General features: G+C 34.1%; 9 protein-coding genes. 4 read left to right on the top strand and 5 right to left on the bottom strand.

What is annotated here, in order from left to right:
- Nucleotides 1-197: 197 nt before the first annotated feature.
- The 3 genes from ACP6PM_RS36140 to ACP6PM_RS36130 all read right to left on the bottom strand — a co-directional run bounded on the left by ACP6PM_RS36140 (nt 198) and on the right by ACP6PM_RS36130 (nt 4,094).
- Complete coding sequence (locus ACP6PM_RS36140; RefSeq protein WP_293093060.1) at nt 198-452, bottom strand: hypothetical protein; 255 nt, start codon at nt 450-452, stop codon at nt 198-200.
- Nucleotides 453-2,083: 1,631 nt separating this feature from the next.
- Entirely contained in the window at nt 2,084-2,695 is a 612-nt protein-coding gene (locus ACP6PM_RS36135) for a GUN4 domain-containing protein (protein ID WP_426591709.1), read from the bottom strand.
- A gap of 466 nt (nt 2,696-3,161) precedes the next feature.
- A complete protein-coding gene (locus ACP6PM_RS36130) occupies nt 3,162-4,094 on the bottom strand; it encodes an SGNH/GDSL hydrolase family protein (RefSeq protein WP_426591708.1) in 933 nt (310 codons plus the stop codon).
- Between the two features lie 1,572 nt (nt 4,095-5,666).
- On the opposite strand from ACP6PM_RS36130, the gene btpA reads away from it, so the two are divergent.
- The 4 genes from btpA to ACP6PM_RS36110 all read left to right on the top strand — a co-directional run bounded on the left by btpA (nt 5,667) and on the right by ACP6PM_RS36110 (nt 11,489).
- Entirely contained in the window at nt 5,667-6,539 is an 873-nt protein-coding gene (btpA, locus tag ACP6PM_RS36125) for a photosystem I biogenesis protein BtpA (protein ID WP_426591736.1), read from the top strand.
- A gap of 11 nt (nt 6,540-6,550) precedes the next feature.
- A complete protein-coding gene (locus tag ACP6PM_RS36120; RefSeq protein ID WP_426591707.1) occupies nt 6,551-6,676 on the top strand; it encodes a hypothetical protein in 126 nt (41 codons plus the stop codon).
- Nucleotides 6,677-8,231: 1,555 nt separating this feature from the next.
- Nucleotides 8,232-10,397, top strand: a complete 2,166-nt coding sequence (locus ACP6PM_RS36115) for a CHASE2 domain-containing protein (protein ID WP_426591706.1) — start codon at nt 8,232-8,234, stop codon at nt 10,395-10,397.
- 837 nt (nt 10,398-11,234) lie between these two features.
- On the top strand, nt 11,235-11,489 hold the full coding sequence (locus ACP6PM_RS36110; protein ID WP_426591705.1) for a hypothetical protein: 255 nt from the start codon (nt 11,235-11,237) through the stop codon (nt 11,487-11,489).
- A gap of 810 nt (nt 11,490-12,299) precedes the next feature.
- Here ACP6PM_RS36110 and psbU read toward each other — a convergent pair.
- Nucleotides 12,300-12,728: a photosystem II complex extrinsic protein PsbU gene (gene psbU, locus ACP6PM_RS36105; RefSeq protein ID WP_426591704.1), complete on the bottom strand. Its 429-nt coding sequence runs from the start codon at nt 12,726-12,728 to the stop codon at nt 12,300-12,302.
- 1,031 nt (nt 12,729-13,759) lie between these two features.
- Complete coding sequence (locus tag ACP6PM_RS36100) at nt 13,760-14,737, bottom strand: adenylate/guanylate cyclase domain-containing protein (RefSeq protein ID WP_426591702.1); 978 nt, start codon at nt 14,735-14,737, stop codon at nt 13,760-13,762.
- Between the last annotated feature and the right edge of the window lie 185 nt (nt 14,738-14,922).

The raw sequence follows: 14,922 nt of genomic DNA, 5'->3' as shown, positions 1-14,922 counted from the left end.
GATATTTTGGTGGTAGTTAGGTAGGGTAGCTGACAGATTGGCGACATACAGAATTCAGAATTCATAATATTAAAGATTTTTCTTTAATATTAACTGTTATAAAAATTTTCACAACCAATTTAGGATTTCTATATGTTCCAAAAAGTAATCAAAATTTTTGACAATTAATAACTGATAACTAGTAACTGAAATGACTTTTATTCATCTTCTGGCGTTAGAGACCTCACAGTTTCTTGAATTGACCCAATAGCAAATCCCAAAATTGCACCTACTGTCGCATAAGTACGAGGTGCTTTTGCACTACTATACCCTTTATCTATTTTAGTTAAATTACAACATTGATAACGATTTTTACTCATCTCAGCCGCCGCTAATCCAATTACTGAACCCATCAAAGCCATCATTACTCCAGAAAATATAACTTGTTTCAGATTAAGTTTTTTTTCCTCCATTATCAAGTAACCTCCAAAATTATATTAAGTACCTGTGCAAAATTAATTTAACATTTTTCATAGAGTAGGTAGCAGGGAGTAGGGAGTAGGGAGTAGGGAAAAAAATATACTTGTATACTTTATCAGTAGATAAAAAATAATATCAATTCTCAAAAGTATTCCTATACTTGGAACCTTGTAAAAATAACGTTCCTTCATAACTGAAGTTACCAACTATCAAATATTTACTCCAACAAATAATATTGAGAAATATAAAATCCAAGTCTAGGAAAGTTTATGGTAATTAGTATAATTTGCTCTATCTACTTATGTTCCTGTTTTTCCTCTCAATAATCATTTTCTATTTAATTTGACCTACCTACTTAATATCGTATTTCCAGATGAGTTGTATAGTGCTACGCGCAAGGCAAAAGTCAAAAATAGTCTATGACTGAGTTTGATAATTTAGAAATGTCCGCGCCCTTTGCTTAGACTGCTATAAAATAATTATTGATTGTCATTTTTGCTTCTGCCAAAAACTCTCTTATTTTCTATTCTCTCAAATATATAATTCTTTATTCACATCTAAAACGTAAATCCGATATAGCAATTCCCATACTGGTAAAGTACAAAATTCTAGGTTTTAGCGAACAGGAAATAGAGAATAGAAAATAAATAAGTATATGTATAACTCATTAGATTAGCCTGAGAAATGCTACCATATATAATGAGTACCTGTGAAAAATAATCAGTGAATTTTGACTCGGAAGTAATACCCAACAACCTACTAGAAAATCAAAATATTCAGAGAATTAATGTATCAGTAAATCTAAAAAATAGAATAAGTTGTAGGGAGTAAGGATTACGGATTAGGAACCAGGGAGTAGACAAGAATATATAACTATTAGCCACTAAAAAATAGTTGGGAAATCTCGATCAAAATATAGCTAGTTTTCTTTAGGAGTTTAGTTACCAAACCCCTACCTTTACTATTAGCCATAAATGAAATGTAAATAAATTTATCCCATCGGTTTAAGTATTAATATTTTGTTTTGTTAACAAACACTCTCTAGCTCAATAGTCGCCCTAGGCTTTTTCTCCCTCCTGAAGTACACAAGTTTTTGATTTTAGACAATCAGGAATAGGGGATAGAGATATACTCCTGAAGTACACAAGTTTTTGATTTTAGACAATCAGGAATAGGGGATAGAGATATAGAAAAAAATCCTCTACCTCATTCATAAGACAACCGCTGTATACAAATAATTTGGCTTTGCTGAATGACGCCATGATATAGATTATAATTACTTAGGGGTAAGGAGTCATAAGTCAGGAGTATTTTTCTGGAAATTTATTATAAACCAAATATAATTTTACTATCAGATTAATGACTCTTAATTGGTAGTCCTGCATGGTAATGGTGAGGATATATATTTTTTAATTTCTCGGACACTCCCTATTTCCCCATCTCCTCAAACTCCCGGTGCTTCCTTTACCATTACTATGCACCACCACCTCTTAATTTACCTGAACTACTTACCTCATACATCAAATCAGTAATCCCAATAATGATTTCCCTACCTACTTATATCTTTCTTCTAGCATAGTTTTGAATATTTTGACTTGTTAACAGTCAAAATATTCATAAAAATTCAATCAATGTTACAAGCATTCAAGCGAGCTAAAAAGTAGACCGCTGACTTAGCTCCATAAGGAGAACTCCACCAAGCAAGAGGAAGACCACCTGGAGGTGTTTCTAAGCTAAATTTAAGATTTGTATAAGGTATTGGTTTACCTTTTAATCGCACTCCAATTTTTTCAGCCATATTCTCCATAACTTTCATGTCTATTTGAGAAATATCAAAGGTTCCACCCATGCTTTCGTAAAGTTTTTTTTGTACGCTAAAGCCAAAACGTCCATTACTATATTTAATCCAGAGTTGATCGATTAAATTAATTACACTACATGGAAATTTTATGACATCATCAGGAAGCAGGTTTTCCTTATCAGTTTTACCAGATATTTCTAACATAACTCTTGCAGTTTCTTGGTCTGCTTCTTTCCATTTACCTGCTGCCAGTAAATCTCTCAATTTCCCATAAAGGTAAATATCAGAAATTAACATTAGTGCTTGGTCTAATTTTTTTTCTAGTTCAGCTATTCTTTCTGATAATTCTAACTCTCTAGAATTATCTTGTACTGATAAAGACTCATCAGTGGAAGTAGATGTTATTGGCTCTTTTGTTTCTGGTTCGTTAGACATAATTACTCCTAAATTTTTCTCAAAAATAACTAATCTTTCTGAGCAAGTTTTGAACAAGAAATAATTCAGGAATCAAAATTGATAATTCTGATTAGGAATTATTTAGTAGAAGCGGTTTAATAAATTAGTTTAAGATGCCTAGCCACCATTAAGATTTGGTGGTCTTAATTTAAGGGTAGATTTGAATCTGCCACTAATTACAGCATTTTTGGAGTTGATGAGGTACAAAGTTTTAGGAATTTAAGGAATAGGGAATAAAAATTAGTATTAAACTGTACCTAACCATCCAGGCAAAGTGCTGTAATTCTTTCTGCTTCCTCACTAAAAAATAAGGTCTCAAGCCTCCCCTTTTAAGGATATGAAAAAAATCAACTTCAGTATAGTATTTTAAGCATAGAGCTTTAGGGGTCGGTACTGATAACTGATAACTGATAACTGATAACTGAAATGACTTTTGATTCCTACTTCAAAACTGACTCTGATTAATAATTGACTTACTAATCGTTTCACTAACAACCTGATTACCTTCAGGACTTAGATGAATATGGTCTCTATACAAATTAGCAGGTTCTGAGACAGATTTAAAAATAGGTAATAAATCTAGATATATAATATTTTCAGCTAAGGTAAAATTATCTAAACGTTCACGAGTTTTAATTTCATAATCACGAGGTCCTGATTCGCCTACTTCCCGAAGTAAAGGAGTCATTGCTAAAATAAATTTAGCATTGTTTTGATTCACAATTTCCCGGATTTTTTTAATCGCTTCTAAATTAAAACCAACCCTATCTCCTTCTTCTTTAACTTCTGGAACTTTTGGTGCTGGTAATAAATAACGAGCCATCGCTTCACCTATTGCAAAAGGAGGTTTTTTGTCTGGATAATTCCGATCGACTCCTACCACTAATGAACTAGGTGCTTTAGCAAATAAATCATCAGTATTAATCAGTAATACTATAGTTTGAGAATCAAATAAACCGAACTTTTCTAAATAAGCAAGTTCATTTCTAGGTCCCCAAGAATTAGCTGAAGCATTAAGAACTTCAACAGTTTTATCTTTACCTAATTTTTCATTTAATTGGTTCTCTATAATTGCAGAAATTATGTCATCTTGATCTGTCCACCAATTACCATTAGCCACAGAGTCTCCTAGTAAAAATATTCTCAATGTAGTATTTTCTCTTGACTCTTTTATCGGCTCATAACGCATAGAATACTGATTAATTTTTATCCGGTTTCCAAAGCGACTCACCTGTTGATTTGGTGTCAAAAGATAACCAATTTTACTATCTGCATTATAAGTGAGAGGATTACCAAAACCAACTACCAGGCGGAGTCCTATTTCTAATATCCCCAATAAGCCAATTATAATTGCTGAAACTATGAATAGAGCTTTCACTAATCTAAAAATCCTAATAACTTATGCCAATTATTAATTTTACTTTCAATTATTTAGTTTGAAATTTTAGAGTTATCAATATTTTTTGCCAAACCTTGATTATTTTATACTAATCCTGAATAGATTTTCCTAAATTAAATAATAACTCAATTTCAATCAAAACCATTTCAATTATAGCTGCTAAGAACTTATTACCATTCTATGCAACTTCTATACCGACTAGCAACTTATACAAAAATTACAACTAAAAATATGATAACTATATATTATTTCTCACCCTTTGATGAGCATTCAGCCTTCAGCTATAAGCTATAAGCTCTTGCTTTTAAAGCTTTATTATTCAGAATTAAATTTTACTACAGAAGGCAGTTTTCAAGTCGATATTTATTTAAATCTTCTCCTTAAGGTTGAGGTTTTATTGCTGAAAGCTGACACCTAATAGCTAAATGCTTACACCCTTTGTGACGTACAATTGTCTTTATTTTGTTCTTTTCCCTGTTCCAACTTAAAGTATTCCCTAAAACCTAAAACTTTAGACCTCACAAGTATCATAATTACTATATAGCAATCAGGAATCAGATGTGACAATTGAGGTGTTTCTTAAAAGGATAGAATATAGCAGTTATCTTATGAAGAAGAAAATGTATCTTCTTCCCTGTTCCCTGTTCCCTAAAAGTCTCCAATATCTCACAACTCAAATCATATTGCTATATATAATATCCAAATACAAATAAATTATAACTCAATTGCTTCTAAAATATAACTGTTGAGTATAGTATTTTTGCAATTTTTTGATAGTTTTTAAGATGATTTTAACTAAAATCAAATTTTACTTAAAATTGCAATACAGAAATCAAATTTTTAGTATATTTTTAGGTATGGAATAAGTAAGTTGGTTTAATTATCTGTCTTGATCCAGCAATTCCCCTCCCTTTAAATCAAAGATTATAAAGGGAGGGGAATTGCTAGCAATGGTACTTCAAGATCCCGACAATATGTTAAAATAATTTGTATCAGGAGTAGTGGTAAAAAGCACCTGTAATAGCAAATCGACAATAACTAACGAGTATGGGGTTAAATTGAGCAATTCAAGCATTAACCTGTTAAGAAGGTAGAACTCATATGGGGCGTCCTTGTAAGTCCCTATAATTTATGATGCTGAACAGCCGTGGTTCTCATCGTTGCTGTCTGTGGAGGCTTAGACTTTAGTCAGCCCTTGAAGCAGAAAGCTCGAACCTAAGTTGATAAACTCCCATTATACCCCTTGCGGTTAATACTAAGTGAACATCACTGAAAAAATGGGTTTGAAGCCTCGCCCTAGAAGGGCGAGTTTTTGATTGATTAAGTTAGGAGGACATAAGCTATAGTATTATTGTCGCGGGTGGGCAATCCGAGACATTAAACAGACGCGGAGGGAAGCGTAACCCACCCCAATCCCCTCCTGGGAGGGGAGCAAGAGGGGTGGGTGCAGCACCCTGTGAAACGTCAACCCACCGAAGAGCTACGGCTCAGTAGAAATCTCTGCCTAAGCGCCGGAGAGGATGTCAAATAACCGTGGTTTCAGGTAAACCCGTGGACTTAAAGCAAATATTTAAAACTAGAAATCCAATCATTGGGGTAGTACATTTACAACCTCTGCCCACCTCACCCCTTTGGGGAGGTGACCTCCAAGCTATTATCAGTAGAGCAGAAAGAGAAGCCACAGCCCTTGCATCAGGAGGTGTAGATGGCATTATAGTAGAAAACTTTTTCGATGCTCCTTTTGTTAAAGACCAAGTCGATCCGGCTGTAGTTAGTGCAATGACACTATTGGTACAAAAGATTATGAACTTGGTTTCTCTACCAATAGGAATTAATGTTTTGCGTAACGATGGCCAAAGCGCTATGGCGATCGCTTCTTGTGTAGAAGCCCAATTTATCCGTGTGAATGTCCTGACTGGAGTTATGGCCACAGATCAAGGATTAATTGAAGGCATAGCACATCAACTTTTACGTTATCGTCGAGAACTGGGTAGTGATGTCAAAATCTTTGCAGATGTTTTAGTCAAACACGCTCGACCCTTGGGTTCGCCAAATCTAACGACAGCCGTCCAAGAAACAATTGAACGTGGTCTTGCTGATGGGGTGATTCTCTCCGGCTGGGCCACGGGGAGTCCCCCTAGTTTGGAAGATTTAGAATTAGCTAGTGCGGCAGCAGTAGGTACGCCAGTATTTATCGGTAGTGGTGCCAACTGGGAAAACATTTCTACCTTGATGCAAGCTGCAGATGGGGTGATTGTGTCTAGCTCCCTCAAGCGACATGGCAAAATAGACCAACCAATAGACCCTATTCGTGTGAGTCAGTTTGTGGAAGCAACTCGGCGGACTGTATCAAATAAGGGAAAAGATTATCAGAATCGGGAAGCAGAAACTAGAAATTCACCTTCCCCTATCAATACAATCTAATCTAATATAAATTGTTATTCACCGAAACTCTATTCCTGGAATTAATCGGTGGTCAAGTCAAATCATGGTGGCGATCGCCACCATTTGATTTATCAGGAAATGTTGCTAGAGAACTCCGGTTGTGGTCTTTGATTTAACGGTGAGATTAATTACAAGCAAAAAATTACAGCACTTTGCTTGGATAGTGAGGTAAAGTTTAATACTAATTTCTATTCCCTATTCCCTAAAGTCCTAAAACTTTTTACCTCATAAACTCCAAAATTGCTGTAATTGAGCGATAGCGAATCCTTTTGCGTAGGAGATTTAGGTCAACTTTTGTCATAATCTTGCATGACTAATGTGGCTATTAGAAATATCTATAAATTATACAAACCTAATCCAAAACTAACTCCCTATATAACCTGAATCAAGCAAAAGCTACCCAAAAAATCTGTTTTCGTGCCTAATTTTGTGAAAATATCTTGCCTCTTGCCTTTTCCCTACTTCTACAAAAAGTCTATTATTTTTCATCAGATGTCTATTCTGTAATTCAAGCTTTCTATTAAGTTTCCGAGTGTAAACCAAAAGAATTTAAAGGTATAGCTTCTGTTGATTTAGGCTGATATAATCTATCAATTATGACTTTAAATCTAAAAAAATCAAACCTTTAATTACTGCTGGCTGATTAACTCTCAAAGCATTGACATATAGAAGCCACTTGGTATCTATTTAAGAAGTTACAAGTTCAATACCCATCTGGGTTTGATGATTCTGGCAGTCATTTTTCATGATTTTTCGGCCTCCTGAACCCTTGTAGTTGTTAGGCTCCTTAAAACGGCTTTCCTAAAGCCTTTGCATTTCAATAAAAGATACACTTAGGGGTTCTATAAAGGCAAGTACCTTTTTAGGTGGAAAAAAGTGTCAGCTTTTCAGTTGAAAAAGCTCAAAAAAATCATTATTTTAGGTAGATAAGAGCAGAAAAATAAAGAGACTATTCTTACTCCTACCTCCTCTATAAATTCCCCTAATTTCTAACTCCTGACTCAATCCTCCTGACTTCTACCCTTACCAAAATACTTTTTCAGCAAACCCTAATTATTAACATTAACCAACTTACTTAAGATATTTAAGTAATTATACAATCAACAGAAAGCTAAAGTTATAGTCTAAACTATAAGCATATTATATCTAAATTTATGTATCCTATTAAGATAAATAAGCTGAAATAATTTGTAACTCTACATCCATTTTCAGAACCTATTTTGTAGAGATTTAAAGTATTTATTTCTATTATTATAATTATCTGACCTTGACAAAAGAGGGATATAGCGCTACGCATTAAGGTTAGGACATTTATACATCCTGAAACCCTTTGACACTTTACTATTCCCTATTCCCTATTCCCTATTCCCTATTCCCTAGCGCGTAGCGCTATACAAAAGATTTCAGCTAAATGAAAGTACAATTAATTTAGTACATCTGCAAAATTTTTTTACTTGGTTTTCGTACTCTGTACCTCACAAACTTGCAATCTACTGTATCTATTGTTTTATTCCAATTCAGGAGAGAATATTGTTGTAAATATCTATAAGCTATAATGATAAATCAAACATCACAATTTAACTGATGATGGGGTGTATATAGAATCTCTGGTTCTGCTGATAGAGAGCTAGTTTTTCCCTAAATATAGCTATTTATTTATATTACTGACAAATGTTTAAACTTTTCGGTAGAAATCAAAATCCCATCCTGAAAACTATTAAGCATTGGCTATTAGAAAACAGCCGAGTATTAATAACAGCATCAACCTCTGCTGGTGTTGTGATACTTTTGCGTTCATTAGGTCTTTTGCAAACTTGGGAATGGGCGCTTTATGATAATTTTTTTCGTCTAAGACCCACAGAACTATCAGACTCTCGTATTGTAATTGTAGGAATTACGGAAGCAGATATACAAAAGTATGGTTACCCCATTAACGATCAATTACTGGCTGAATTACTGCAAAAGTTACATTCTCTTCAACCTCGCGCTATTGGTTTAGATATATATCGTGATTTACCTCAAGAACCAGGCCATCAAAAATTAGTAACAGCCCTAGAAAATATTCCTAATATAATTGGTATTGAAAAAATAGGAACAGACAATAATTTAGGGATTAAAGCTCCTAGTATTTTGGAGCAAAAACAGCAAATAGGTTTTAATAACTTCGTAATAGATGCTGATGGGAAAATTCGTCGTGGTTTATTGTATATGCACCTAGAAAATGGCAATTTTCGCACCAGTTTTCCTCTAAAACTTGCTTTAAATTACCTCAAAGTAGAAGGAATTAAGCCAAAACCAGCTAATAAACCTAGTTATTTGCAGCTAGGTCAAGCAGTATTTCCTCCTTTTAAAATAAATGAGGGAGCTTATATTAGAGCTGATGCAGGTGGCTATCAATTTTTAGCAAATCCTAGAAAAAAAGGTAGCTTTCATATAGTTACAATGAATGATTTACTATCTGGGAACATCTCTCCAAAGTTATTCAAAGATCGGATTATTCTTATTGGTTATACTGCTATCAGCGTCAAAGATTTGCACATCTATTCTTATAGCACTCGTTTATTTACCGCCCCAAAAAAAATATCTGGTGTAGAACTACAAGCTAATTTTTTGAGTCAGATTTTGAGTTCAGCACTTGATGGTAGAGCAAACATTAAAGTTTTGCCTGAACCTGTAGAATGGCTATTGATTATTGTTTTTTCTTGGATAGGTGCTAACCTAAGCTGGGAATTACTATTACCCAAAAAATCTATTTTAATAACACTATTTATCGGTATTAGTATTACAGGAATTTTTTATGTTAGCTTTATTTATGGTGGTTGGTGGTTGCCTGTAATTCCACCCATTTTGGCTCTTACTGGCTCTGCTTTTATGATTATGTTTCATCTTGCTCACTTAAGAGAAGAGTTGCAGAAATCTACAGAATTTTTACAGTCAGTTATTAATGCAATTCCCGACCCTATTTTTGTTAAAGATAAATATCATCGTCGTATAGTCTTGAATGAAGCTTATGGTAAATTTATCGGCTACCCTATAGATAACTTACTAATCAAAACAGACTATGAATTATTTCCTCCCAATGAAGCTAATGTATTTTGGCAACAAGATGAGTTAGTATTTCAAACTAATCAAGAACAGGAAAATGAAGAATATTTTACAGATGCTCAGGGAATTAGCCATATAATTGCTACTAAAAGAACTCTTCATCAAGATGCAGCAGGAAATTTATTTCTAGTAGGAGTAATTAGAGATATTACCGAACGCAAAAAAATGGAGGAAAATTTGAAAGAAGCAGCAGCAAGATTAGAGCTAGATAATGCCCAACTGAAGCAATTAGGAGATAGTTTACAGCATCAGGCTAATCACGATCCTCTCACGGGATTGCCTAACCGTAAACAATTTTATGAGTGTTTGAGTCAAGCTATTGAGTGGGCAAATTTGAACGATCAAATGGTCGGTTTACTCTTTCTAGACCTTAATGGATTTAAAGCTGTTAATGATACTTTGGGTCATGCTATAGGAGACTTACTATTAAAAGAAGTAGCAAAAAGACTCCAAGGGTGCTTAAGAGGAAGTGATACAGTGTCTCGACTTGGAGGTGATGAATTTACTGTAATTTTACCAGGTATTCCAGGAAAACTTGGAGCATCCAGGGTAGCTGAAAAAATTTGCCATACAATTAATCAACCTTTCAAACTAGAAAACAATACTTTATCTGTGGGAACGAGTATTGGGATTAGTTTATATCCTCTCGATGCTGAAGAGATTGACCAACTAATTAATCATGCTGATAGTGCTATGTACGAAGACAAGAAAAAACATAAAAAACAACGTTGATTAAATAAAAGCTTGATTAGATATTGATACTCATTTAAAACAAGTTAAACCTAGCAATAAATTATTAATTTCTGGATATAGCAATTCTCACCCTTGGGGTGATACACAAGTTTTTGATTTTAGGCAATAGGGAATAGGGAAGAGAAAAAAATACTGTACCTTATTAATATGAGAAAGCCTATAATCATTTATTAGATTAATTGAATATTTTAGAGACTTTTTATCAACTAAATATAAAAGCTTGAATAGGGCAATAGATTAAAATCTTACTGTTTAGATCAAAGGGTATCAGTTTGACGACCAAAATCCCACAGTTAGAATGTCAAATAGTTAGGTTTTTTTGTCACACCCCTGTTAAGTTGCTACCTATTCCCTATGCCCCTTTTTTATATCCCCTTGACAAATATATTTTGTTTACAAACAATTTCTTACTGTAGTAATTTGTCAAAGTTTCCTGTTGTGGAGCTTGATTAAGGAATGTTTATACAGCTCAGTGAATAGTTTTGTTTTGGCTTGGACTTAGGCTTGACCATATTTCCAGATTTAGTAACTAAAACCCATGGCAATCAAATACCAGGTTTGATCTAGCTAAAATTTTGGACATATCTATGACAATTTATTAATATCCAGTTTATTTAAATTGGATACATCAGTGTATATACTGATATAATATTATTACAATCCAAAGTTTATATCGTTGGCTTGATGTTTACAGGGACAAATAGACAAATGTCTATAAGTATGTGCCAATTAATTTAATCAGTAAACGGTTTAATTGCCAGGCAAGTAACTCAATCTAGATATTCTTTCTATATTTGCTATCAGGGGATAACTTTTATGAAAACTCTACTACTTATACAAAGTATAACTTTTTTAACTTTCACTTTAAGCTTAAATATCAGACCCAAACAAGTAATGGCAGTACCAAATATAAGCCATTACCCTCATCAAGTTGATACAGATGTTGGGAGTTCTTTGTTCCAGTCATTATCAGAGAAGTCAATTTTTTCTACTGTTGTTTACAAAGAAGAAGAATTTGTACCTGAGGATAACGGGAAACCGGATACAGATCAAGGTGGAGGGGGACGATAAATAAATATAATAATATCTGTCAGTTTCCATTTAAAGTATTAGTTTGGCTATTCTTGAATAGTTTAAATCTCATCTCAATTTATAATTAAAATTCAGACTTATAAAATTCAGACTTATAAAATTCAGATTAATAACTTAGATTATAATTATAAGTAGGAATAATTGAAAAAATAATGGCAAAAAAAATTGATTATTAAATAGCCCTATCAAACCTACCTACTGACAAAAGCTTTTAAGTTATCTGCATTGCTCAGACCCAAACAAACAAATATATCTCAGTAAACTGATAAATTCTAGAATTAAATATTAGTTATTTTTTTTCTGCCAAGTACCATCAAATTTTATCGCTCAAAATACTACATAAACTGTGAAATTATAAATAGTTAGTTCTCAGTGAAAAACTTAATAAATATAAATATAGTTTGAAATAGTTTTAATTTTTAGCTTGACCACAGTTCTTGAACGCTATGACAAATTTATATTAAATAGTCGTACAAAAAAAATTCCTAGTTGAAAAAGGCAAGAGGCAATACCGGTTCAACTCCACGTCCGCGACAGACGCAAGGAAATGGGGGGGCAATAGATGCAACAGGCAAGAGTAGATTGGTGGGATGGGGATGTGTAATTAATTTCGCCTAGGTACTTATATATTATATTAAATATTAACTGATTTTAGGGGTGTAGGAAAAAGTTCCCAATCTGATGATTTAGGAATTTAATAGATTGATTCTATTCCTGCTCACCCCCAATATTTAATCAATTATTACACAGCAAGATTAAAAACTGAACTGACTAATATTTTTTTAGTTTTTAGTCGTATGAACCAGTATTTAATCTGAAGTCACCTTCATTAAATAAATCACTAGTTGGAGTCACTTTAAATTTGTCAAGATTTGCTTCTAAAAGTTTTTTCTGATTTTCAGTTAAATCAGAAATTTCTAGCACATCTTCTACTTTTTCGTAAGGAGCATTATCTACTATCATCGCAGCTATAGTAGGGAACATTCCCCGGTATTTCCGAAAGCTTCGCAAAGGACTGTTGTTAAGATCGAGCTGTTCACCACCAATCTCTCCCAATTTTTTGTCTGCCTTATTAACCTTTCCAGATTCTACTGCTAGAATTGATGTAGAAGTCCATGTAGTTAAACTTAAGTTACTTGCTTGAGCTTGGTGGTATGGTAGTCCCATCAAACCCAAACATAATCCAAATATTGCCAGCACTAAGGCTATTTGCTTCATTATTATGTTTCTCCCAATATTTATACACACAGCTTTTGAAATTCTTCCAACACCTTTGCTGACTGCAACAGCCTTTAGTAAAACTTTGGCTTAGTCAAACGCAAAGCTTCTGGTGCTAGATTTTTCAGAGTCACCTCTCAAGTTTCCTATCTTATCCGGCCTTAACTAGACAAAGCTCTAAAAAGCCTAATCTTCCCCAAGACGGATATACAGGCAATTGGTTTAATATCCACCAAGCGCCCCCCAGTCAGACAACTTAAATGCGCAGCAATTTTTTTGACCACTATAACTTGCCTTTGTTTGTGGTTGACCTCCGGCAAAGGTTTTTCGAGTTTTAAGTTTCACTGCGCGATATGAAACGCGTTTAGCAGCTTTCCATAAGAAAAGTGTGTCCGAAGGAGGCACTATACCTCTAGGATTTTCATTATGCGCTTTATCGCTATGGCTATATTACCAGATTGTTGTGTTGTTTTTTTCCGATAATTTGGGTCTAAAGCTTCCCCTTTATTTGAAGACTTTTGTCGTATCAATTAGGTCAAAAAACCTAAACTGGTAATATGAAAAGGGATGGGATAAATACCTGTTTAGGTAATCCCCTGCCTCAAGGTGCGGATAATGTAGTTAGACAAAATTAATTACATAAAATTAAACCTAAAAGACATATCCAGTCTAGATACTAAAATATGTCTTATATGTGAGATGGTTTTCTGCGCTGGCATTTACTTCGTATATCGGTACTTTGAGATTTTTCACACCGCAATAGCTTCAAACCCAGTATTAGCAAGGGAAATACCTTGATTTGCTCAAAATAGCTGTTTGCGTAGCATAACCTAGGAAAACCTAGATATATCAATAAAACGGTTGATTCACGCTAAAAAGCTTATACAGTAAGGTTTTTGACCTTATTTTTAACTTATTTTTTCCTAAAGTCCCGATATCAAACACTTTATTGTCAGAGTCTGTGGACTTATTCCCTACGCTACAGTTCAAACTTAAAAAATTTTGGTTTGATTTTTTTTTAATAACAATTTTTAGCCCAAGAAATTGTTGAGATTATTAAAAGTACCTGCGTAAGTTATGCTTGGAATATCATAGCCTTTCAGATGTACTTTATACTGCTTGAATACTTGATGAACATTTGCTAGATCGGAAATATACTTATAAGTTCCTTCTCCCAAAGCTATATCCATACCAATTTCTTTCGTAGATGATTCAAGACGAAATGCTGCATTGACAGTATCTCCTAAAGCCGTATAATCAGAGCGTTCACTACTACCAGCATTACTTACCATTGCATAACCCGTATTTATTCCTGCTCCCACTCTCAGGGGAAAAGGCAAAGGATAGGTCTTACTTAATTCCTCTGTTACTTCATGTAAATCTCTGAGAGCCTGAAAAATACCCAGCATTTCTGTGCTGTTGACTCCCTGAGCTCCATGAAACCAAACAGCCATAATAGCATCACCAATATATTTATCTACCCAACTACCATGATTCCTAATAATATCTCCTGCTTGCCGAAACCAACTACCAATCACTTCAGATAATACCCTCTCATCAAGTTTTCTAGTCAGAACTGTAAAATCTCGGATATCCATCACCATCACTGAAATTAAGCGACGAACATGCAAGGTTGCTGTAAAATCTTGAGAATCAATATCTATAGCCGATTCTATATCTATTTCTAGGTCAGGGCAACGAAATTCTAGTTCTGTTTGACCAAATAGTAGATCGTCCGCATCTTTTAAAGTAACAGGAATGCTAACACGACGGCCATTTACAAAAGAACCATTACGACTACCTAAATCGATCAGATAAAAATCTCCCGTATCCATCTGCTGTATCATAACATGGTTGCGGGATATCCATTTATCAGCCAGGACAAAAGTATTATCTTTACTTCTACCAATAGTCCAACAATTCTTTCCAACTAGAGGTAGGTAGCGATCGCCTGCTTCAGTGCGAAGCAATAGATGAGGAGGTTGCAAAGTCACGACAGTGGCACTCATAGTAACACAAGTTCTAAACTTGTGTGAATTCTGTTTTGGTCAGCACTAATTAATTAGTAATAGACTAATTGACCCTAAAATAGCATAGGTATAACAGTATGATTACCGAGGTATTTTTTTACTGCACCGCTCGTATAAATCTGTACATATACCAATAAATAGACACAACTAGACATATACGTTAG

Source organism: Dapis brunnea BLCC-M229 (assembly GCF_050015995.1).
GTDB lineage: Bacteria > Cyanobacteriota > Cyanobacteriia > Cyanobacteriales > Microcoleaceae > Trichodesmium.
Note: the sequence above shows the minus strand (reverse complement) of the source record. Positions and strands in the feature narration are given on the sequence as shown.